The organism is Arthrobacter sp. ISL-48, assembly GCF_018613805.1.
Lineage (GTDB): Bacteria > Actinomycetota > Actinomycetes > Actinomycetales > Micrococcaceae > Arthrobacter.
Map to the genome: position 1 here is coordinate 62541 of NZ_JAGGPL010000013.1, position 20645 is coordinate 83185.

At 64.1% G+C, this 20645-nt stretch carries 17 protein-coding genes; 7 read left to right on the plus strand and 10 right to left on the minus strand.

Translation table 11 applies throughout. The features are described from left to right. Window positions 1–11 precede the first annotated feature (11 nt). The 4 genes from J7E83_RS12730 to J7E83_RS12745 are packed head-to-tail and all read right to left on the minus strand — an operon-like array spanning window position 12 to window position 3926. Entirely contained in the window at window positions 12–1037 is a 1026-nt protein-coding gene (locus J7E83_RS12730) for a LacI family DNA-binding transcriptional regulator (RefSeq protein ID WP_214962609.1), read from the minus strand. Between the two features lie 35 nt (window positions 1038–1072). After that, the gene (locus tag J7E83_RS12735; RefSeq protein ID WP_214962611.1) at window positions 1073–1804 is read right to left on the minus strand and encodes a cupin domain-containing protein; all 732 of its coding nucleotides are present in this window, start codon (window positions 1802–1804) and stop codon (window positions 1073–1075) included. Window positions 1805–1806: 2 nt separating this feature from the next. Then, window positions 1807–2781: a PmoA family protein gene (locus J7E83_RS12740; protein WP_214962613.1), complete on the minus strand. Its 975-nt coding sequence runs from the start codon at window positions 2779–2781 to the stop codon at window positions 1807–1809. Window positions 2782–2810: 29 nt separating this feature from the next. Then, window positions 2811–3926: a Gfo/Idh/MocA family protein gene (locus tag J7E83_RS12745; protein WP_214962615.1), complete on the minus strand. Its 1116-nt coding sequence runs from the start codon at window positions 3924–3926 to the stop codon at window positions 2811–2813. 233 nt (window positions 3927–4159) lie between these two features. Between J7E83_RS12745 and J7E83_RS12750 the strand changes: the two genes are divergently transcribed. Further along, window positions 4160–6556 (plus strand): glycoside hydrolase family 3 N-terminal domain-containing protein, encoded by a 2397-nt coding sequence (locus tag J7E83_RS12750; RefSeq protein ID WP_396020542.1) that lies wholly within the window; start codon window positions 4160–4162, stop codon window positions 6554–6556. A gap of 3 nt (window positions 6557–6559) precedes the next feature. On the opposite strand, the gene J7E83_RS12755 is transcribed toward J7E83_RS12750, so the two are convergent. The 5 genes from J7E83_RS12755 to J7E83_RS12775 are packed head-to-tail and all read right to left on the minus strand — an operon-like array spanning window position 6560 to window position 13006. After that, window positions 6560–7330: a YesL family protein gene (locus J7E83_RS12755; RefSeq protein ID WP_214962617.1), complete on the minus strand. Its 771-nt coding sequence runs from the start codon at window positions 7328–7330 to the stop codon at window positions 6560–6562. A gap of 47 nt (window positions 7331–7377) precedes the next feature. Next, on the minus strand, window positions 7378–9024 hold the full coding sequence (locus tag J7E83_RS12760) for an extracellular solute-binding protein (RefSeq protein WP_214962619.1): 1647 nt from the start codon (window positions 9022–9024) through the stop codon (window positions 7378–7380). A 6-nt stretch (window positions 9025–9030) separates the two neighbouring features. Further along, window positions 9031–9930 (minus strand): carbohydrate ABC transporter permease, encoded by a 900-nt coding sequence (locus J7E83_RS12765; protein ID WP_251043830.1) that lies wholly within the window; start codon window positions 9928–9930, stop codon window positions 9031–9033. An 11-nt stretch (window positions 9931–9941) separates the two neighbouring features. Then, window positions 9942–10922: a sugar ABC transporter permease gene (locus J7E83_RS12770; protein WP_214962621.1), complete on the minus strand. Its 981-nt coding sequence runs from the start codon at window positions 10920–10922 to the stop codon at window positions 9942–9944. Between the two features lie 11 nt (window positions 10923–10933). After that, on the minus strand, window positions 10934–13006 hold the full coding sequence (locus J7E83_RS12775) for a beta-galactosidase (protein WP_214962623.1): 2073 nt from the start codon (window positions 13004–13006) through the stop codon (window positions 10934–10936). Between the two features lie 387 nt (window positions 13007–13393). On the opposite strand from J7E83_RS12775, the gene J7E83_RS12780 reads away from it, so the two are divergent. Next, a complete protein-coding gene (locus tag J7E83_RS12780; protein WP_214962625.1) occupies window positions 13394–13852 on the plus strand; it encodes a MarR family winged helix-turn-helix transcriptional regulator in 459 nt (152 codons plus the stop codon). Next, window positions 13849–15108 carry an MFS transporter gene (locus tag J7E83_RS12785; RefSeq protein ID WP_214962627.1) on the plus strand — a complete coding sequence of 420 codons (1260 nt, stop codon included), beginning with the start codon at window positions 13849–13851 and terminating at the stop codon, window positions 15106–15108. The genes J7E83_RS12780 and J7E83_RS12785 overlap by 4 nt, the downstream gene beginning before the upstream one ends. A gap of 116 nt (window positions 15109–15224) precedes the next feature. Here J7E83_RS12785 and J7E83_RS12790 read toward each other — a convergent pair whose 3' ends face one another. Beyond that, window positions 15225–15605, minus strand: a complete 381-nt coding sequence (locus J7E83_RS12790) for a VOC family protein (protein WP_214962629.1) — start codon at window positions 15603–15605, stop codon at window positions 15225–15227. Window positions 15606–15867: 262 nt separating this feature from the next. On the opposite strand from J7E83_RS12790, the gene J7E83_RS12795 reads away from it, so the two are divergent. From J7E83_RS12795 to J7E83_RS12810, 4 genes are all read left to right on the plus strand, one after another. Then, window positions 15868–16227: a hypothetical protein gene (locus tag J7E83_RS12795; protein ID WP_214962631.1), complete on the plus strand. Its 360-nt coding sequence runs from the start codon at window positions 15868–15870 to the stop codon at window positions 16225–16227. Continuing rightward, the gene (locus J7E83_RS12800; protein WP_311379665.1) at window positions 16178–16756 is read left to right on the plus strand and encodes a phosphotransferase; all 579 of its coding nucleotides are present in this window, start codon (window positions 16178–16180) and stop codon (window positions 16754–16756) included. Before J7E83_RS12795 ends, J7E83_RS12800 begins: the two co-directional genes overlap by 50 nt. 144 nt (window positions 16757–16900) lie before the next feature. Further along, the gene (locus J7E83_RS12805; protein ID WP_214962633.1) at window positions 16901–19612 is read left to right on the plus strand and encodes a collagen binding domain-containing protein; all 2712 of its coding nucleotides are present in this window, start codon (window positions 16901–16903) and stop codon (window positions 19610–19612) included. Between the two features lie 250 nt (window positions 19613–19862). Further along, the gene (locus tag J7E83_RS12810) at window positions 19863–20615 is read left to right on the plus strand and encodes a metalloregulator ArsR/SmtB family transcription factor (RefSeq protein ID WP_214963009.1); all 753 of its coding nucleotides are present in this window, start codon (window positions 19863–19865) and stop codon (window positions 20613–20615) included. Window positions 20616–20645 lie beyond the last annotated feature (30 nt).

Genomic DNA, 20645 nt, shown 5'->3' on the forward strand with positions numbered 1-20645 from the left:
AAAAGTCCCTGTTACCGCTTCCCCGGCGCCGCCGTCGAGGCCCGCACCACCAGTTCGGTACCCAGCTCGATCCGCTGAGGCAATTCCTCATCGCCATCCAGGTGCCGGAGCAGGGCGCGCATGGCTGTCTCGGCCATCTGCACCACAGGCTGGCGGATGGTGGTCAGGCCGGGCTCGATCCACTCGGCCGCCGGGATGTCATCGAAGCCCACAATCGACAGGTCCTCAGGAATGCGGAGCCCGGCCGAGCGCGCCGCCCGGTAGGCGCCCATGGCCTGGTCGTCATTACCGGTGAAAATCGCCGTCGGCCGGTCATCCAGCTCGAGCAACTTGCGCGTGGCGGCCTCACCGGACTCGATGGAGAAGTCGCCCGGAACCATCAAGGCCCGGTCCATTGCGATGCCCGCCCTGCGCAGCGCCGAGATGTAGCCATCCTCGCGCGCGCTGCTGCACTGCAGGTCCTCCCGTCCGCCGATCATGCCGATCCGCCGGTGCCCCAGCCCCAGCAGATGCTCTGTGGCCGAGTGCGCGCCGTCCCAGTTGGCCGCCCCCACGGTCATCAGGTCCGGGCCCGGCTGGCCCACAGGATCAATCAGCACCACCGGGATTCCCAGCGACTTGATGCGCTGGATCTGCTTGGCGTCCAGCTGGTAGACCGCCATCAGCAGCCCGTCCGACTTCCGCTCCGCCAGGTTCGCCAGCCACGGACGGATCCGCGAGCCGTCCATGCTCAGGCTGCTCACCACGGTGCCGTACCCGGCGTCCTGCGCCACGCGCTCCACGCCCTCGATGATCTCCAGCGCCCACTCCGAGCCCAGGCCAGGGAACACCAGGTCCACCAAGCCGGCCTTCTGCCGTCGCTTCGCGGGCCGGCGTGAGTACTCGCGGCGGGCGATGATCTCTTCGACCCGCGCCCTCGTCTCGGCCGCCACATGGGCGTGCCCGTTCAGCACCTTGGAAACCGTGGGGACCGAGACGCCGGCCTCCCTCGCAATCTCACTGATCGTGGCGCGCCCGCTGTCATGCTTGCTCACCACGGAGGCCGCCTTTCAGCCGGGTCATACGCCCGACGCTAGTTATCGGAAAGCTCCCACGTTTGAATCCGCCCGCACATGCCGTAGATCCTGCGGCTTTCCCGTTTTCCCATCGTAGTGCTCGCCTTCGACAGATAGAAAGTTTCTGCCGCGTCCAGAGACTGCAATTGCTGACGAGTGGTCTCTGCTTGCTTGGCTGCACCCGCAGCCAAGAGCTCTGCCCAGGTTCCCGTCTTGGATGCCACTAGCGTCGCCGCCCTCGCATGGAACTCCGCCAGTGCTCCCGGCCCGAACTTCAAGACTGCCTCCTTCAGCGCGAAGTAGCCCTCCAGCGCCAAATCACGACGACGGCGGGCCGCCTCCTCCCCCGCCGCCAGTCCGGCGTCGGCGTCCTTGTGCTCCAAAGCAGCAGCCCGACGGTACGTTTCCGCGTCTCTGAGATGTTCTTTCGGGAATGTCATCACGGCGTCGCCGTGTTCCGGCAGCCCGGCGTTCTGCATCACCACCAGGACCTTGAGATCACCGGAATCATTGATGGCGCGGTGCACCGTGCCGGGCGTGAACCACAGCACCACTCCCGGCACCAGGGGCGAGGAAGTGAAGCCGCGCGAGTCCAGCGTCTCCATTCGGCCCGAGCCCTCCAGCACCACATACGCCTCCGTGGAAGCAGTGTGCATATGCGGGGATCCGCCGGCCGCACCGTCCGCGCCGGGCCAGTCGTAGATGCCCACCTCGGAGAGCCCCGTGGCTCCCGGAAACGTGGAAGCCACCGTCACGCCCAGCTTTCCAGCGCCGCCTGGGCCGCAGCCGCCAGGGCCTGGGCACGGGCGGCGTCCACACCGCCGTCGGCAATCACCACGGCGTACCGGTAGGTCAGTGGCGAGCCCTCGCGCAGCGATACCTCCTTACTGAAGAAGGGGGCGGCGCCCAGGCACGCGAACATCGAGGACCTGGCGAACCATTGGTTGGGCGCACCGGGATTGGCATTGTCCTCCACGAACGCGACGGTGGAGGACCTGCAGGTGACGTCATGCTTGCCTGTGAAAGTGATCCACTGCGAGCGGGTGCCCATGAACTCGTCGGAGCCGGTCCCCTCGGCGTTGCGGAACTCGCCGCCGGTGAAGGACCGCGGGCCACGCCAGAACAGTCCGCCGTAGCCGGCGTTGTCGCGGCCTTCGGTGGTGGGGCTGCCGATGGCGATGACCTCGCTGGAGATGTTGCTCATCTCGGTTTCGAAGAGAATGGCGTAGGCGCCCTCGGTTCCGGCGCCTTCAGGGACCGCGCTTTCCGCTGCCTCCAGCAGTTGGATGCTGAACCGGCGGTTCTCCGCGATGACCGGTTCGCCGTCCTGCGAGATCCAAGTAAGGGATTCCGACGCCGTGATCCCGGCTCTGGTCTCGGCGATCGAGGCGAAGGACTGGTGGGTCATGGCGCCGTTGTTGTCCAGGTTGGCGTACGCGGTGGCACGGGTGTAGGTGGCGCCGCCCCAGAAGTTGTCCTTGCCCACGTTGGGCAGCGCCCAGGACAGGCCCTTGTGCCACACATGGTCCCAGGGACGGGAGATGGTTACCTCGTCGCCGCCCAGCGTCGTGAGCGGGTGGAAGAACGGGCGCGGGCTTTCGTACTGGTCATCGCCGGGCCGGTAGTTGTAGGTGGCAATAGCCCGGCCGTTCGCGCTGAAGGTGAGGGCGGCGCCGTCGTCCGAGTAGCCCAGCTGGCAGGTGGTGGTGGCTGCGGGAGTGGTCATTGGTAGTCTCCTTGGAAAGTTTGGGTTGGTCAGACGCGGCTGGCCAGGGCTGTTGCATCGAGCGCCCTGGTGCCCATGCCCTCGCCATCCATGCCGCCATAGAAGGGGTGCCCGGGGACGATCTCGCCCCGGCGGACCGCGGTGCCGGTGAATGCGGACGCGTAAATGGCGGCGGCGAGCTCCAGCGTCTGCCGCGCGGAGTCAGCACCGGCTGGTAGCGGGCGGCCGGCGTCGAGCGCGTCATACATGGCCAGGAACTGGGCCGAGTGCCCGCTGCCGCGCTCCAGCGCCTGGCCGGCCCACGCTCCGGTGACCTGTTCCTCGTGGCCTGGCGCGCCGGTGATGGTCCAGTTGTCCGTGCTGTAGCCGTACAGGTGGCTCAGTTCCACGGTGGCGAACTCGCAGTCAATCCGGATGTCCGAGGTTTCCCGGGGTGAAAGCAGCGAGTTGACGATGGTAGCCACAACGCCATTCCCGAACCGGACCAGCGCGGCGGACAGGTCCTCGGTGGAGGTGGCCCGGTCCTGCCGGCTGGCGATGGCAGTCGCTTCCTCCCATGGGCCTAGCAGGTGCAGGAGCAGATCGAACTGATGGATGCCGTGGCCCATGGTGGGTCCGCCGCCCTCGGCGGTCCAGGTGCCGCGCCAGGGGAGGTCCCAGTAGCTGTCCGGACGGTACCAGAGCGTGTCGCAGCGGGCCACCAGCGGACGGCCGAACTCGGCCCCGCCGATCAGGTGCTGGGCCGCGGCGGAGGCGTCACCGAACCGGTGCTGGAAGACGCAGGAGAACTGCGCCCCGCCCTTGGTCTGCGCCTCGCCCAGCCGGTCGAAGTCCGCCAGGCTCAGCGCTGGCGGCTTCTCCGACAGGACATGGACGCCGGCTTCGAGGCATTCGATGGCTTGTTCGATGTGCATCATGGGCGGGGTGCACAGGTGCACGATGTCCGGCTTAGCTTCTTTGAGAAGCTCGGTCAGGGTGAGGTGCTTGCCGGCGATGCCGTGCTGTTGGGCGAAGGCGTCCAGCCTGCCCTGGTCCACGTCGCACGCGGCCACGAGTTCCGCCCGCCCGCCTGTCCGGGCCAGGTTGTCCGCGTGCACCGCCGCGATCCCGCCGGTCCCCACGATGGCCACTCTGTACGTCCGCATGTTCTCTCCGTCGTTGCAGTGAAATGTTGTTGCGATGATGCCGAGGCGCTTTGGGCTCTTCTCGAAACTTTCCAAGGTGACTTTGAAGTTTCGGATGCCGCTGGCCGCATAATTCCCGACTTGACCTCCACGTTATGGAGGTTCCGATGCGCAAGTCAAGGTTTCTACCCTAGAAACTAAACACAATTTTCTGATACTTTCTTAGAATCACTTCACGATCTTAGGAGAAGCGCGTGACCAGCGGTGCCGCCGAGAAACAAGCCCTTCCTCAAGCCCACCCCATAGCCGTTGTCCTCGATAACGAGAAGCGCGAAGCCGTCGAACGCCTCATCCGGGAGATGACGCTGGAGGAGAAGCTGGCGCAGCTGGTCGGGGTATGGGTGAACGCGTCCACCGACGGCGACTCCGTGGCACCTCTGCAGAACGAGATGGCCGGCGATGGCCGCTCCTGGGATGACGTCATCTCCCACGGCCTGGGCCAGATCACCCGCATGTACGGCACCGTCCCGGTGGAACCGCTTGAGGGCGCGCGCCGGTTGGCTGCCGCACAGGAGCAAATCATGGCCGCCTCCCGCTTCGGCATTCCCGCCCAGGTGCACGAGGAATGCCTGGCCGGGCTCGCCGCATGGAAAGCCACTGCCTTCCCGGTGCCGCTGGCCTGGGGCGCCAGCTTCAACCCGGTCCTGGTGCGGCGGATGGCAGGGAGGATCGGGGGGCAGATGAGCGCGCTCGGTGTCCATCAGGGACTGGCGCCTGTACTGGATGTGGTGCGCGACCTGCGCTGGGGCCGGGTAGAGGAAACCATCGGCGAGGACCCGTATCTGGTGGGTACGGTCGCCAGCGCCTACGTCCAGGGGCTGGAGGAGGCCGGAATCGTGGCCACGCTGAAGCACTTTGTGGGCTACTCCGCCTCCCGCGCTGGCCGCAACCATGCGCCCGTGTCTATGGGCCCGCGGGAACTGGCGGACGTCATGCTGCCCCCGTTCGAGCTGGCCATCAGGCACGGCGGCGCGCGCTCTGTGATGCACGCCTACACCGATATCGACGGCGTTCCGGCCGCCGCGAACCGGGCGCTGCTTACGTCCCTGCTGCGGGATGAGTGGGGTTTTGCCGGCACGGTGGTGGCTGACTACTTCGGCGTTGCCTTCCTGAACGTCACCCACGGAATCGCGGCCGATTCCGGTGACGCCGCCGTCCTGGCCTTAACGGCCGGTGTGGACGTGGAGCTGCCCACGGTGAACTGTTATGGCAAACCGCTGCTGGAGCGGATCCTGTCGGGCGCGGTTCCCGAGGCGCTGGTGGACATTGCGCTGCGGCGCGTGCTTACGCAGAAGCAGGAGGCTGGGCTGCTCTCCCCGGACTACCGTCCCGCTCCCCCGGCACTTGCCGCCGGCTCCATTGACTTGGATCCCGCATTGAACCGTGCGTTGGCCCGGGAGATCGCGGGCCAGTCGCTGGTGCTGCTGACCAACAGGACGTACGACGGCGGCCCGGCACTGCCGCTTTTGCCCTCGGCTTTAGAGTCACTCGGCGTGGTGGGCCCGCTGGCGCACGATCCCTTCGCGATGCTCGGCTGCTACTCCTTTGACGCACATGTGGGTGCATCCCATCCTGAGGTTCCGATGGGCATTCGGGTGCCGACGGTGGCTGCGGCTGCCGCTGCCAGGTTTGGTTCGATCCCCAGTTCTGTCACCGGCACGTGCGAGGCCATCTCTGAGGAACAGATTCTTGAGGCGTGCGGCATTGCATCCACCGTGGACACCTGCGTGATCGTTGTGGGCGACAATGCCGGCCTCTTCGGCCGCGGCACCTCCGGCGAGGGCAACGACGCGCCCGACCTGAAATTGCCAGGGGACCAGCACCGCATGCTGGACCGCGTGCTGGCCGCGGCGGAGGCTGCAGGGACGCGTGGCATCGTGGTGGTTCTTAGCGGGCGCCCATATGCCCTGGGTGATTTCGTTGACCGGGCCGCTGCCATCGTCCAGGGCTTCTTCCCAGGCGAGGAAGGGGCAGACGCGCTTTGGGACGTACTGACCGGCGTGGTGAATCCTTCCGGTAAGCTGCCCGTGTCCGTCCCGCCGGCCCCCGGCGGGCAGCCCGGCACGTACCTGCGCAGCCGACTGGCCGGCCCCTCCGGTGTCAGTGCACTGGACCCGTCTGCTCTGTTCGGCTTCGGCCACGGGCTTTCCTACACCACCTTCGGGTTCTCGGACCATACGGCCACTGCGCCAACCATGTCGACGTCGGAGGCGGTCACCGTGGGCTGCACGGTCACCAACACCGGCGCTCTTGACGGCGCCGAGGTGGTGCAGCTTTATCTGGAAGATCCGGTGGGTGAGGTAGTCCGCCCGGTGCGCGAGCTGATCGGCTACGCGCGGGTGGAGCTTACCGCAGGGGCTTCGGCCACGGTGGAATTCACGGTGCATGCGGACCGGACGTCCTTCACCGGCGTGGACCTGAAGCGCGTGGTGGCGCCGGGACTGGTGAAGCTGCATGTGACCACGTCCAGCACGGACGATGTCCACACGCACGAGGTGATCCTGCACGGCGAACGCCGGGTGGTGGGCTTCGAAAGGGAGATGCTGACGCCAGTCACGGTGACCCCGGAATTGTTTGCTTCAGGCGCATGAGCCCTAGTCGGAGCGACTGGCGTGGGCCAGGGTGAACTTCCTCTCCACATGCTTCAGCAGCGGCCGGGAGCTCAGGCCGACGAAGTACACCACTGCCCCGGCGATGACAGGCAACAGGAAGGCTGTGGTCGTCAGCAGCAGGAACACAGTCACGAACAGGATTCCGGCGTTGCCCAGCGAGACCCGCTTCTGCGCCACGAAACTGTAAAGGGACAGCCAATAGATGTCCCGAACCCGGAACGCAAACCGGGACAACAGCAACAGCGCGTTCAACGCTGCGGTGCCCACAAGAAGCCCCAGAACCAGCAGTGCCAGCCGGATTAGTGGCTCTGCCTCATAGATCGAGCCCAAGCCCGCCAGGCTGAAGGCGATCACGACCAGGAGCAGCAGGTACGGGAGCCAGACCATCACGGCCTGGCCGAAGTTCATCCGGTACCCGCGGACGAAATCCCGGAGGACCCCGGTATCGCGCCCCGATAGCAGCCGGTTGAACGCGTACATGGCCGCCACCAGTGACGGGCCAACCGGGACGCATGCCAGCAGGAAGAGCAGCCCTCCGGCGCCGAAGCCCGGGCCTGATCGAGCCACCTGCATCGTGCCGGAAGTCATCGTGCCGGAAGTCGGCATTCCCGGCGAGAGGCTCACGAAAACAGCCGCCACCACCAGCAGCACGTTGGCCAGGACCAGCAGGGCGGAGCCCATCATCACGCCGGAGACGGTGCCGGCCGCCCTGAACAGGGGGCCAGCACCGTATTCCGTCTTTTTCTGAACCACAACTGCCTTTCGGTTGGTGCCGGAGCCAGCTGCCGCCGTCGGACGTGCTACTTCTTCTTCTCGGTGTTGGCCTGGTAGGACTTGTAAGCCTTGTTGGCCAACTCTACGTACTTGGACATTCCCTTGGCGTCCAGTTCCTTGACGTAGGCATCGAACTCGCCCAGGTTCCGCTGGCCAGTGATGAACTTCAGGGTGTTCTGCTTGACGTGGTCCTTCAACGGGGTAAGCACCAGGGTGGCCTGCTCGCGGTCTACGTCGCTGAACGGCACGGGCGGGGCAACAGCCTTGGCGGTCTTGCTCTGCATGGCCTTCTGGAACGCAAGCTCCTCCTCGTTGAAAGTGGACTGAAGCAGGTCTGTGGTGCCACCGTACGCGAAGTTGCCGCCGGAAAAACCGTAGTCCATGCGCAGGTCCTTGGTCCCGCGCGGGTTCAGGCCCTGGAAGTTGATGTCCGCCGCGAGCTTCCGCTTGCTGCCCTCCTTGGTGAAGGTGGTTCCTTCCACGCCCCACTTGGCGAACTCCTGCCCATCGTCACTGTAGAAAAGCCAGTCGATGTACTGCATCAGCGCCACGAAGCTGTCCTTGTCCTTGACGGACGCGTTGAGCATGATGCCGTTCTCCAGCCGGGAGCCCCCGATGATGTCGCCGGCCGGACCACCGGGCACGGTGGTCTTGCGGACGGCGAAGTTGCCCTTGCCCAGCGACTGCTCCATGGAGGTGCGGTACGTGATGATGTTCTGCGAGTTGGCGCTGATCACGAATGACTTGCCGGACGTGAACTTCTGGATGGCCGAATCGTCAGTCTGGGTGAAGCTCTCCGGATCCATCAGGCCCTCGGACACCAGCGAGTTGAAGTAGGTCACCAATTCCTTGAACTGCCGAGTCCCGGCGCCGAAGGTGAACTCCTTTTTGGACTCGTCGAAGTTGAGCCCGTCCACCAGCCCCCAGCCGGCCACTGTCCCGAACGCGCTGCCGGCGATGTTGAGGACGCTGTTGCCGTTGAAGCGATCAGAGAAGGGCATGACGTCGGGATGCGCCTTCTTTAGCTTGCGCAGCACATCGCGGAACTCGTCCCAGGTCTTGGGCTCGGCGATGCCCTCCTTCTGCAGGACGTCGGTGCGGAACGCGAGCGTGTAGTCCGGCCACAGTTCCTCATGCAGGCCGGGCAGGACGTAGTATTTGCCGTCCTCCTGGGTGAGGCCCTCAATCTCCGCTTCCAGCTTCCACTTCTTAACCTTGTCCTTGAAGTGCGGCATGAGATCCACGTAGTCACTGACCGGCAGGACGGCCCCGGAAGACACGTACGCGCTTTCCTGGCCGGGGTACGTCTTGGCGATGATCTCCGGCGCGTTGCCGGAGCTGATGAGGAGGCTGCGCTTCTGCTCATAGTCGCTGCTGGGGACGATGGTGGGTTCCAGCGTGACGTTGTTGTCGCTGGCCATCTTGGTGAACAGCAGCCAGTCCTTCTTGTACGGATAGGTTGGTTGGTCGCTGAAGAGGAACGTGAAGCTCAGTGGCGCCGTCGCCTTGAACGTGTCCCCCACTGCGAAGCTGTCCATGGCGCCGGTGCGGGCCTTGGAGGTATCAATCTTGCTGCCGGAATCGGAGTCACAGCCTGCTGCCACCAGGCCGAAGGCTGCGAGCGCGGAGAGTCCGAGGAAGTCTCGCCTGCGGATCATGGGTTTTCCTTTCATAAGGGGTTATTCCTTGACGGAACCGAGCATGACGCCCGAGAAGAAGTACTTCTGGACGAAGGGGTAGACGCACAGGATGGGGATGACCGTGAGGACGATGGTGACGGACTGGATGTTCGCGGCAATTTGGCCCACGTTCTCCGCGGTGCCGCCGGCCGAGCCCGCGGTGGTAACCCCGGCGATCATGTTGCGCAGGTAGATAGTCACCGGGAACAGGTCCGGGTTGTCCAGGTAGAGGAAGGCCTGGAACCAGGAGTTCCAATTGGCCACGGCGTAGAACAGCACCATGGTGGCCACGATCGCCTTGCTCAGGGGAAGGACCACCCTGAACAGGACGCCGTACTGGGTGAGGCCGTCGATGGCGGCGGCTTCCTCCAGCTCCCGCGGCATGTTTTCGAAGAAGGACTTCATGATCAAGAGGTTGAAGACGCTGATGGCGTTGGGCAGCACCACGGCCCACAACGTGTCCCGCATACCCAGTGAGCTGATGAGCACGTAGTTGGGGATGAGGCCGCCATTGAAGAACATGGTAAACACTGCAATGCCGATGAACAGGCCGCGGCCCTTCAGGTCCTTCTTGGCGATGGCGTAGGCGAAGCTCGTGGTCAGCACCATGGAGATGGCCGTGGCCACCACCGTGTACAGGAGCGTGTTGCCGTAGTTCCCCCAGAACGTGGAATCGGCCAGGATCAGCTTGTACGTCTCGGTGTTGAAGCCCCGCGGGAACAGGTTGACCTGGCCGGCGTTGATGAAGCCCTCACTGGAAAAGCTCTGGGCGATGATGTTCAGGAACGGGTACAACGTCAGGAACACCACCACCACCAGGAACACCAGGTTCAGCAGCCGGAACACGCGCATGCCGGCCGAGACCTTCATGTCCTTGATCAGGACGCCGGTGTCTTTCATGATTGCCCCTTTCACCACAGGCTCGTTCCCGCGAGCCGCTTGGACACGGCGTTCGCGGAGAGGATCAGCGTCAGTCCAATGACGGATTCGAACATTCCGATGGCGGTCGCGTAACTGAAGTTGCTGGACTCCAGGCCCACCCGGTAGAGGTAGGTGGAGATGACGTCAGAGGTTTCATAGTTCAGCGGGTTGTAGATCAGCAGGATCTTCTCGAAGCCCACGGCCATGAACGTGCCGATGTTCAGGATCAGCAGCGTGATGATGGTGGGCCGGATGGCCGGCAGCGTCACGTGCCAGGTCTGCTGCCAGCGGTTGGCTCCGTCGATCCGCGCCGCTTCATACAGCGACTCGTCCACCCGGGTCAGCGCCGCGAGGTACAGGATGGCACCCCACCCCATGGTCTGCCAGACCTCCGAGCTGATGTACATGGGCCGGAACCAGCCGGCGTCCTGTGTGAAGTTCACCGTGGTGCCGAACAGCGTGTTGGCGATCTGGTTGACCGTGCCGGTCACGGAGAAGTTCTGCAGGATCATGCCGGCTATGATCACCACGGACATGAAGTGCGGCAGGTACGCCACGGTCTGGACGAACTTCTTGAACTTCTGCGAGCGCAGTTCGTTCAGCATCAGCGCGAAAATGATGGGCATGGGGAAGCAGAACAGCAGCGTCAGGACGCCCAGGACGATAGTGTTCTGGAACGCCTGCCAGAAGCTGGGATCGTTGATGAACAGGGTGACGTACTTCAGGCCCACCCATTTCTCGCCGAAGATGCTCCCACCGGGCTGGAACTGCCGGAACGCTATCACGTTGCCAGCCATCGGCAGGTAGCGGAACACCGCGAAGTAGGCCAGCGGTAGCAGTACCAGCGTGTACAGCCGCCAGTCGCGTTTGATCGCCAGCTTCCAGCGGCCGGGCTTGTTCCGGCTGTTCTGGCGATGGTCCGGCTGGTTCGCGGTCACCGCCTCGGGAGGTACTTCCAATCGTATGGCCATGGGGCTGCCTCCTATCGGGCGTTCTCTGCGGGAGGGTATTCCTCGAGCGTTTCTTCGATCACTAGGACGCCGTTGGCGGCCAACTCCACCGTTCCGCTGACTGCAGCGCCGCTGAGCCGGTCGGTGCCGCCCGCCGCTACGTCCACCCAGGCGGGGGCGTCGTTGTGGTTGAGTACCAGCAAATAGCTGCGTCCGTTACCCGTACGACGACGGACCTGCACTCCCAGCGGTGCGTCCAGTTCCGGAACGATCCCTGCTGCCTCGCGCTCGTCCGCGAGAAGTCGCTCCAGAAACGTGCTGTCCACCCGGGCGGACAGATAGACGGCCGTGCCGCCGCCGAAGGCGTTGCGGGTCACGGCGGGCGAGCCGGAGAGCCGACCGGACGCGTAGCTGGCGAGGGCGTCCGCCGTCGTGGTGTGCAGGTGCTCAGTCCAGTAATCCGCTGAGGCCGTGTTGCCGTCGGCCGTTAGAAGCTTCACTTCCTCGCCCTCTTCGGCGAGCGGGTGCATCTCCTCGCTCCAGGCGCCGAGCACGTTCCGGAGGGCGCCGGGGTAGCCCCCAAGGCGAATGGTGTTGTCTGGGTCTACGATTCCGGAGAGGTAGCTGGCCACCAGTCGGCCGCCCCCGGACACGTAGTCCTCCACGCGCTGAGCGGCGTCGTCCGTCAGGAGGTACGTGGCGGGCAGGACCACCAGGCTGTACTGGCCCAGGTCGCTCTTGGTGTCCACGAAGTCCACGGTGATGTTCGCGTCAAAGAAGGGCCGGTAGAGGCGGAGGACTTCCTGCGCGTAGTTTAGATCCGAGCGCGGCGAGTTGCCCAGCTCGAGGGCCCACCGGCAGTCCCAGTCGAAAACGAGCGCCACCTTGGCAGTGGAGCGTGTGCCGGTGAGGCCGGCGAGGCCTTTCAGTTCCTGACCGAGCTCACAGACTTCGCGGAAGACGCGGGTGTTGGCTCCGGCATGGTTGACCATCCCTGAGTGGTAGCGCTCCGTGCCGCCCTTGGCCTGGCGCCATTGGAAGAAGAGGATGGAGTCTGCGCCCTGGGCGATGGCCTGGTAGGAGCCGATCCGCATTTTGCCGGGAAGTTTGGAGACGTTTACCGACCATTGGCTGACGGCGCCCGTGGCCTGTTCCATCACCAGCCAAGGTTGACCCTTCCGCAGCGAACGCATCAAGTCGAAGTTGAGGGCGGCGGCGACGTGAGCGTCCGCTTCACGCGGGTCCGGGTAGATGTCCAAGGCTGCGGCGTCTTCCTCGGCGGCCCAGGCCCAGTAGTCGTTGTTCTTGTAGAAGCGCATGAAGTTGGTGACGATGGGCAGATCCGGGGTGTGCCGGCGCAGGACGTCCCGCTCGGCCTTGTAGTGCTCCAGCATGCTGTCCGACGTGAACCGCTGGTAGTCCAGGCGGCGGGACGGGTTGGACCACGTGCGGGGCTGGGCTGGGGCGCCGACCTGGGTCCAGTCCGAGTAGACCTGCCCCCACACATCGGTGCTCCAGGCCCGGTTGAGGTGGTCCAGTCCGCTGTACTTCGTTTGGAGCCATGCGCGGAAGGCGTGGTCCGCGTGCGGACCGTAGGAGACCGGGCCGTACTCGTTATTGACATGCCACATGCACAGGGCCGGGTGGTTTGCGTAGTGCTCGCCCATCTTCTCGGCCATGGCCAGGGACTTTTCCCGGTAGCCAGGGTGGGAGACGTCGAAGTGCTGGCGGGATCCGAAGCCGAAGGTGCTGCCGTCGGCAAGGACCGGGAGGATATCCGGGTGCTGGGCGATGAGCCAGGCAGGCGGGACTGCGTCCGGGGTGGCCAGGTCCACGCCGATGCCGTTGGCGTGCAGCAGGTCCATGATGTCATCGAGCCAGCCAAAGTCGTAGATGCCGTCTGCTGTTTCGAGCCGGCTCCAGGAGAAGACGGCCAAGGTGACCAGGTTGACACCGGCCTCCTTCATGAGGCGGACGTCCTCCTGCCAGACCTCGCGGGGCCACTGCTCCGGGTTGTAGTCACCGCCGTAGGCAATGCCGCCCACGCGTTCATGCAGGCGTTTGAGTCGGTGTTCAGAGGTGCTGGTGTGCGGCTCGCTGGTCATCATTGTCCTTTGGTTGGCAGGTTGGCCGCGGGCTCCCCGCCGTTGCGACCTGCATCACACGTAGAAACTATCGTAGAGTTTCAGCAATAACAACAACTCCAAACGAGGTTGGAGCACGCTTTCTGCCATGCTCGTCGCGTGATGCGCCGGCTGACAGCACTTTGGGCACCCCAGAGCCAGAGAACTGTCAGGAAGTCAACGCGGACCTTGAGGGTGTCCGTCTGAAGCACGAAACTATCGGAGCGGCGCTTCAACCGACGGCTTCGAAAACGCCCTGCCTGGTGCTGCCAGCAGCCACAGTTGCTGCGCGGCAACAGCAGGAGCATAATGGTTAGCAAAGCTAATTAGCAGTGCTAAGCATTATTGCCAGGAGGCGCACCCGCACCCATGACCACGGAAGTCACGAAACAGCCAAGCACAGACCCCACCACCCCAGACACTCTGGCCATCGACCTCCGGACCGCCGTGATGCGCACGTCCCGCCGGCTCCGCGTCGAGGCAACCGGCGACGTAATCACGCCCGGGCAGTACACGGTGCTGGCCCAACTGAACGGCAGCGGTCCCAGCACCCTCCGCGAACTGGCCGAACGCGAGCACGTGCAGGCACCATCCATGACCCGCATCGTCAATGCCCTCGCCGAGCAGGGCTTCGTCTCCAGGTCCGCCCACCCCGAGGACGGGCGCCAGGTCCGGGTGGACATCACCGACGCCGGCGAAGCCGTCCTCGCACAGGCCCGCAGCCAGCGGACCGCCTGGCTGGCCCAGCGGGTCGCAGGCCTCAGCGCGGAAGACCGCCGCATCCTCAGCCGCGCCGCGCACATCATGCAGGAGATGAGCGGCAAATGAGTGCCATGTTCCGGGCACTGGAAAACCCCAACTACCGGATCTGGGCCGGCGGCGCACTGGTGTCCAACGTTGGCACCTGGATGCAGCGGATCGCCCAGGACTGGCTGGTCCTGACAGTCCTCACCGACCACTCGGGTGCCGCCGTCGGCATCACCACCAGCTTGCAGTTCCTCCCCATGCTGCTGCTCGGCCCCTACGGCGGCGTGCTGGCGGACCGCTACCGCAAGCGGTTGATCCTGCTGTGGACCCAGCTGGCCATGGGCCTGACCGGACTGGTCCTTGGACTTCTGGTGGTGACCGGCTCCGCCCAGCTCTGGCACGCCTACCTGGCCGCCCTCTGCCTCGGGTTCGCCAGCGCCATCGACGCACCAGCGCGCCAGGCCTTCGTCTCCGAGCTGGTGGGGCAGGACAACATTGCCAATGCGGTAGCGCTGAACTCCGCCTCCTTCAACACCGCCCGGCTCACCGGCCCCGCGATCGCCGGCGTCCTCATCGCCTGGGTGGGCACCGGACCGGTCTTCCTGCTCAACGCTGCCAGCTTCGCCGCCGTCATCATCTCGTTGTTCCGGATCCGGACCCCAGAACCTTCCCCGGCCGTGAAGACAGGGCGCGGCAAGCACCAGGTGGCCGAAGGCGTGAACTACGTGCGCCGCCGCCCTGACCTGGTGCTGATCATGGTCCTGGTGGGCATCCTCGGCGCCTTCGGCATGAACTTCCCCATCACCAACGCGCTCATGGCCACCACCGAATTCGGCGTAGGGCCGGGCGAGTTCGGCCTCCTCGGCTCCATCATGGCGGTGGGTACACTTGCAGGCGCGCTGCTCGCCGCACGCAGGGCCAGGCCGCGGCTGCGCTTCCTGCTCGCCGGGGCGCTCGGGCTTGGGTTCTTCACGCTCCTTGGCAGCGTATCGCCGTCGTTCTGGCTGTACGCCGCCATCCTGATCCCCGTCGGCCTGGCGTCCATCACCTTCCTGAACAGCTGCAACACCAGCATCCAACTCTCGGTGGAACCGCAGTTCCGGGGCCGCGTGCTGGCCCTGTACCTGGCAATCCTTCAGGGCGGGACCGCCCTGGGAGCGCCGCTGATGGGGTGGATCGGCAGTGAATTCGGGGCGCGCTGGTCCGTGGCGGCGGGCGGCATCGTCGTCCTGCTGACGGGTCTGACCGCGGTGATCGTCGTCAGCCGGAGGAGCGAGCTGACCTTCCGGGACACCCTGCGGGCCGGGTTCAGCGGCAAGCGCGAGCCCGCCGTCTAAGGAAACGCACGACGGCGGCGCCAGGCAGCCGCTGCCCTGTCCCCTCTGAGAAGCGAGGGGGCTCGGGCGGCGGGTGCCGGCGTCGTACGCTTCTTCTTTTCGGCTTTATGCCTGCCTTATGCGCGCTGCGCTAGGTTGAGAATGTTGCCTTCGCTGTCCAGGAACCATGCGGACTTCCCCCAACTGCTGGTGGCGATTCCGTTCTCTGTTTTCAGGCCGGGAAAGTCGTAGTCTTCAAAGACGACGCCGCGGCCCCGCAGTTCCTCCATATCGCGTTCGAGGTTGTCAGTTTCCCAGCCCATCTGGGTGTTCTTGGCCGTCCCTGCATTCTCTGTCTGGTAAATCATGAAGCCAGTTCCGTTGCCGCCGCGGTACATCAGGCTGTCCTCCTCCATGGAACCGGACGGTTCAAGTCCCAGCTTGTCCCGGTAGTAATCCTTCGCCCTGTTGATGTCCTTTGCAGGGAGGACAGCCATAATGTTCGAATCGTTGAGCATGATGATTCCTTTGTGCCTAGTTTTCGCGTTCGTGGCGGTACTCTTCCCGATAACGACCCGGGAAGCCTCACACCCGAGCCGCGTCGCCGCCTCTCCGCCGACTTGCCGGGGCGGCCACCTGGGACACTTCCACGCCCCGACAGCCATTCATAGGCGTGAGGATCCCCGACACTTTATGAGGCCATTATGGAACCGAAACTCCGGCTTTGAAATAGGCGTGGGTTTGTTTGCATTTCTTTGAGTGTGCGGAGAGGCTTACGGCATGGAAATGCATGCCGGGCAGCACAGCGTGGACGTTGCGCTGGTCCAGTGTTTACTTCTGGAGCAGTTTCCCTCCTGGTCCCGGCTTCCGATTGAGCCCGTCGTTGGCTCGGGAACAGTCAACGCCATTTTCCGAATCGGAACAGCGCTGGCAGCGCGGTTTCCGCTCGTAGGGTCGGACCCGATTCAGAGCCGGGCGGAGCTCGAAGCAGAATCGGCGGCGAGCATTGAAATGGCCTCAGTGATTTCCTACCCCACCAACACCACTCTCTATTGGCGCCCCCGGAGCGGGCTATCCACTGGCTTGGGCGGTGCAGAGCTGGCTACCGGGGAACGTTGCAACCCCAAAGTCTCCCGGTAATGACTCTGCATTTGCCGGGGATCTGGTGGCCCTGATCAAGGGTCTCCGATCAGCAGACACAAAGGGGGGTGGCTTCTCCGGTTCAGGCCGTGGGGGCCGGCTAAGCAGCCATGATGCCTGGATGGAGAAGTGCTTCCGCGAAAGTGAAAGTCTCCTCGATGCGCCTCGGCTCCGGGCAATGTGGTCGCGCCTCAGAGAGCTGCCATCCGCCGGTCCGGATGTGATGTCCCACAAGGATCTAACTCCTGCCAACCTTCTAGTGCGAGGAGGCCGACTCGCCGGAGTACTGGACGGAGGCGGCTACGGACCGGCCGACCCCGCCCTGGACCTCGTGGCCGCCTGGCATCTCCTTGACGAAAAACCAAGGCATATCCTGCGGCATTCATTGGGCTGCACCGACATCGAGTGGGCCCGCGGTACGGCGTGGGCACTGGAGCAGTCCATGAGGCTGGTCTGGTATTACCGGGAGACAAACCCGAAGATGAGCGAACTAGGACGCAGCACGCTCCAGCGCATCCTGGATTCCTGACCCTACGGGGACTCAGCCTTATACTAAGCCTTGTTGCCTGGAGGCAGCACTTGTGGGGGTGCGGCCACGGCCGCCTGTTTGAAAGGCGGCGGCGTGCTTCGCACCGCATCATTACGTTTCTTTGCCTGTGTGACCTCTGTCCTCGTGGCAACAATGACTTTCGGGCCTGCAGCGGCCACAGCCGACGACTATAACCCCGTCAGCTATGTGGAGGGCGTAGTCACGGCTCCGGCCGGTACTCAGTTGGACCAGCTGAAGGTCCACCTGACACCGGTACAAGGCGCGCTGTGGCCAGAAGCTTCTGTTTCTGCTGATGGCCGGTTCCGGGTCCCCTACAGCTGGCTGAACTTGGCCAATCTGGTGGTCAGCGCGGGTGATACCGGCCTTGCCGACACCTGGTACGGCAACGTCTCCAGGCAGGAGGAAGCAACCACCATTGCACTCGGTGGCCGTTCCCTGAAAGCCCTTGATGTCACGATGTCCCGGGGCTCAACCATCTCGGGTCGGATCTCCTTGCCGCTCAACACGGACGCAACCCAGTTGACCGTCGTGGCCGAGAGCCTTTTCACCGCACCTTGGAGCCCCGGAAGGACTGCTACCAAGCGAACGGGGACTGTTAGCGCTAACGGATCATACAGTGTCTCCGGTTTGGGGGCCAACAACTACACCGTCCGAGTGCAGCCGGGGGCCAGCGGACTGCTGGAGACGTGGTATGGCGGCGGCGTGGATAAGAAAGCGGCAAAATCCCTGGAAGTAGGACTGGGCAGCTCCATCACTGGAGTGGACATCCAGCTGACAAAACCCGCGAGCCTGAGCGGAAGGGCAATCTTTCCTGAAGGATCTGTTGCTGAACCGGGCTACGTTGCAATGTATTCGGAAGCCGGCAACAAGGTGGCGGGTGGCAGTTTTGGTGCAGATGGGGTCTTCAGCCTCCCGCAAGTACCCTCAGGCTCCTCCAAAATCAGCTTTGGCGTCAATTCCGCAAACGGCCCTTTCGCCACTCTGTGGTATCCCCAGGCAGGAGCCTTTCCCTCAGCAGAACCGCTGATCCTGGGGCCAGGTGAGTCGAAAACGGGACTCAATTTGTCTATGGCGCCTGCCGGTTCGGTCTCCGGCAATGTAACCGGTACAGGAGGCTCCGCGGTAAGCGTATGGCTCCTCGATTCTCTCGGGCGCCGCGTCAGCTCCGCCAGCACGGATGCCGCCGGCAACTACGTAGTCAGCAAAGTCGGACCTGGAACATTCAAAGTCCGCTTCAGCCAACCTCCGGCGGCTCTGCAGTCATCCATAATGACCCAGTTTTATCCGGGTGTATCCGAGAGCGCTGGGTACCAGGCGGGTGCCGACGTGACTGTTGCGCTCGGCCAAGCCACAGCGGGAATTAATGCAAATATGACCCCGGGCGGGACAATCACCGGCATCATTCAGGAGGCGGCAGGCAAGCCACTGGAGTCCCACACGTTAAGAACTCTGTCCTCGGACGGCTCTGTCGCCGAACGCCGCGCCCATACCGACCGGTCCGGAAGGTTTGTAATCGCCGGCCTGGCCGACGGCGACTACGTCCTGGAAACAAACGTGGACCCTTACGCTGACTACCTCATTCCCCTCGGGCACATCTACTCAGGCAATGTCCGCGACCGGGACAAGGCGCAGACCATTTCCATTCGAAACGGACAAACAGTGGATGCCGGCACACTTTCGTACGACACGGCAGGTAAGACCGCCTCTTCAGCAGCGGGCAAATTCGTGCCCATCCCGCCCACACGGATTCTAGACACCCGTACACTTGCAGACCCACTGCCGTATAACACCAACCAGGTGGTCCAAATCAGCGGGAAAGCGGGAATCCCTGCAGACGCAAGCGCAGTTGCCCTGAATCTGACGGTTACTGAACCCACGTCATATGGAAACGTTGCTGCCTTCCCGTTCGGCCAACTGACTCCGAACACCTCGAACGTCAACTTCGTCGCGCATCAAACAGTCCCGAACTACGTCGTGGTGCCCATAAAGGACGGCAGGATCACCCTCGCCAATGCAGGGTACGACGGCACCACGCATCTGATCGCCGACGTCGCGGGCTACTTTACGGGAGGACTGCCTGCGGACAGCGGAGCGTACCAACCGGTGACACCCTACCGTGCAGCCGACAGCCGAGGTACCGGAGCCACTGCCGGCGGGCAGGTGTTCGACATCCAAATGGTGGGCTTGGCGCCGTTGCCCCCGGAAGTAGGCGCCGTAGTGGTCAACATTACCGCCGCCCGCGTTTGGACTGCAGGTTCAGAGACGAGCTACGGGCACCTGACCGCCTACGGCAGCGGAACCAGCCTTCCGTCTACCTCCAATGTGAACTACGAATCGACCAGAGGGGACGTCCCCAACCTCGCCGTGGTCCCTGTCGGGGCAGACGGAAAGATCAATATTGCCAACACGTCCCCCGGCTCGGTAGGCATTGTTGTGGATGTGATGGGCTACTTCCTGAAAGGAACAGCCTCCACAGCGGGATCGTTCCAATCCCTACCGCCCAAACGCCTCATCGATACTCGGACCAACTCGTTGCCAGTCGGCGCCGGAAAAGACATCACTGTGGCCGTGGGCGGTGTCAACGGCGTGCCCGCAGGTGCCAAGGCAGCCATGATTAACCTGACCGTGACCGAGCCGAAGTCCTACGGCCATCTGACCGCTTACCCCGCCGGGCAACCGCTGCCGGCCACCTCGAACGTCAATTACTCCGCTGGCCAAACCGTCGCCAACTTTGCCATGGTACCCATCGGCGCCGACGGGAAAATCACAGTCCGCAACACATCCTCCGACAGCTCCCACGTGATCGTGGACATCGTGGGCTACATCAACGGCTAGCTCTGGGCGGTTCCGGCCCCAAGTCACTGGCCGGAACCGTGCTCCACCCTGGTTGCGTGCGCTCCTGCCCAGTTGCCTCGGCTCGCCTCCTCGGTCCGGGTACGGTAATCCGCGCAGATCGGGACCGGTAGGGTCCAGTGCCCGCGGCGGGAACGGACGAACTGGGCCCGAATGCACGCACCGGCTGACCCGCCGTAGCGGTGACGGGAGACTCTTGACATGTGACTAAATGGTCACCTATTCTGGCTCCATGGACGCCGTCTTCAAGGCCCTCGCAGACGCCACCCGCAGGGAGCTGCTGGACGAGCTGTTCCGCGAAGACGGGCAGTCCCTGAGCGCGCTTGAGGGCCGCTTCGAAATGACCCGGTTCGGGATCGCGAAGCACCTCAAGCTGCTGGAGGATGCCGGACTGGTGGTGACCCGCCGTCGGGGTCGCGAAAAGCTGCATTTCCTGAACCCGGTGCCCATCAGGCTCGTCCACGACCGGTGGGTCAGCAAGTACGCAGAACCATGGGCCGCTGCCCTCAGCGACCTCAAAACCAGATTGGAAAGTCCCATGGAAAAGATCTTCGAAATCTACATCAAGACCACTCCGGAGCGGCTCTGGGAAGCCATCACGGACAGCGAGATCCGCGGAAAATACCAGTTCGGGAACACCATCAACTCGGACTGGTCCGCTGGCGGCCGTTTCGAAATGGGCAACCCCAAGGCCGGCGGTCTCTTGGGCGAAGGCGAGAACGTCGAGCTGGATCCGCCACGGAAGCTCGTCCAGACCATGCGCGCGCTCTGGGGCGAGGACGTCAAGGCTGAGGGGACTTCCCGCATCACGTGGGAGATCGAACCGGTAGGCGATTCCTGCCACCTCACCGTCACCCACGACCAGCTCCGCGAAGGCGCTAACGAAGAGCTCTACGGCGGCTGGCCCATGATCCTCTCCGGACTGAAGACTTGGCTGGAAACGGGCGAGCTCCTCACCACGCCCGGCTCCCTGATGTACACCTGACGCAATCACCGCACCCAAGCCGTAGGCCAC

Coding starts and splice junctions, on each gene's coding strand:
- J7E83_RS12740 (WP_214962613.1), bottom strand. CDS start 2,781: ATGACCACTCCCGCAGCCACCACCACCTGCCAGCTGGGCTACTCGGAC.
- J7E83_RS12745 (WP_214962615.1), bottom strand. CDS start 3,926: ATGCGGACGTACAGAGTGGCCATCGTGGGGACCGGCGGGATCGCGGCG.
- J7E83_RS12760 (WP_214962619.1), bottom strand. CDS start 9,024: ATGAAAGGAAAACCCATGATCCGCAGGCGAGACTTCCTCGGACTCTCC.
- J7E83_RS12765 (WP_251043830.1), bottom strand. CDS start 9,930: ATGAAAGACACCGGCGTCCTGATCAAGGACATGAAGGTCTCGGCCGGC.
- J7E83_RS12770 (WP_214962621.1), bottom strand. CDS start 10,922: ATGGCCATACGATTGGAAGTACCTCCCGAGGCGGTGACCGCGAACCAG.
- J7E83_RS12775 (WP_214962623.1), bottom strand. CDS start 13,006: ATGACCAGCGAGCCGCACACCAGCACCTCTGAACACCGACTCAAACGC.
- J7E83_RS12780 (WP_214962625.1), top strand. CDS start 13,394: ATGACCACGGAAGTCACGAAACAGCCAAGCACAGACCCCACCACCCCA.
- J7E83_RS12785 (WP_214962627.1), top strand. CDS start 13,849: ATGAGTGCCATGTTCCGGGCACTGGAAAACCCCAACTACCGGATCTGG.
- J7E83_RS12790 (WP_214962629.1), bottom strand. CDS start 15,605: ATGCTCAACGATTCGAACATTATGGCTGTCCTCCCTGCAAAGGACATC.
- J7E83_RS12795 (WP_214962631.1), top strand. CDS start 15,868: ATGGAAATGCATGCCGGGCAGCACAGCGTGGACGTTGCGCTGGTCCAG.
- J7E83_RS12810 (WP_214963009.1), top strand. CDS start 19,863: ATGGACGCCGTCTTCAAGGCCCTCGCAGACGCCACCCGCAGGGAGCTG.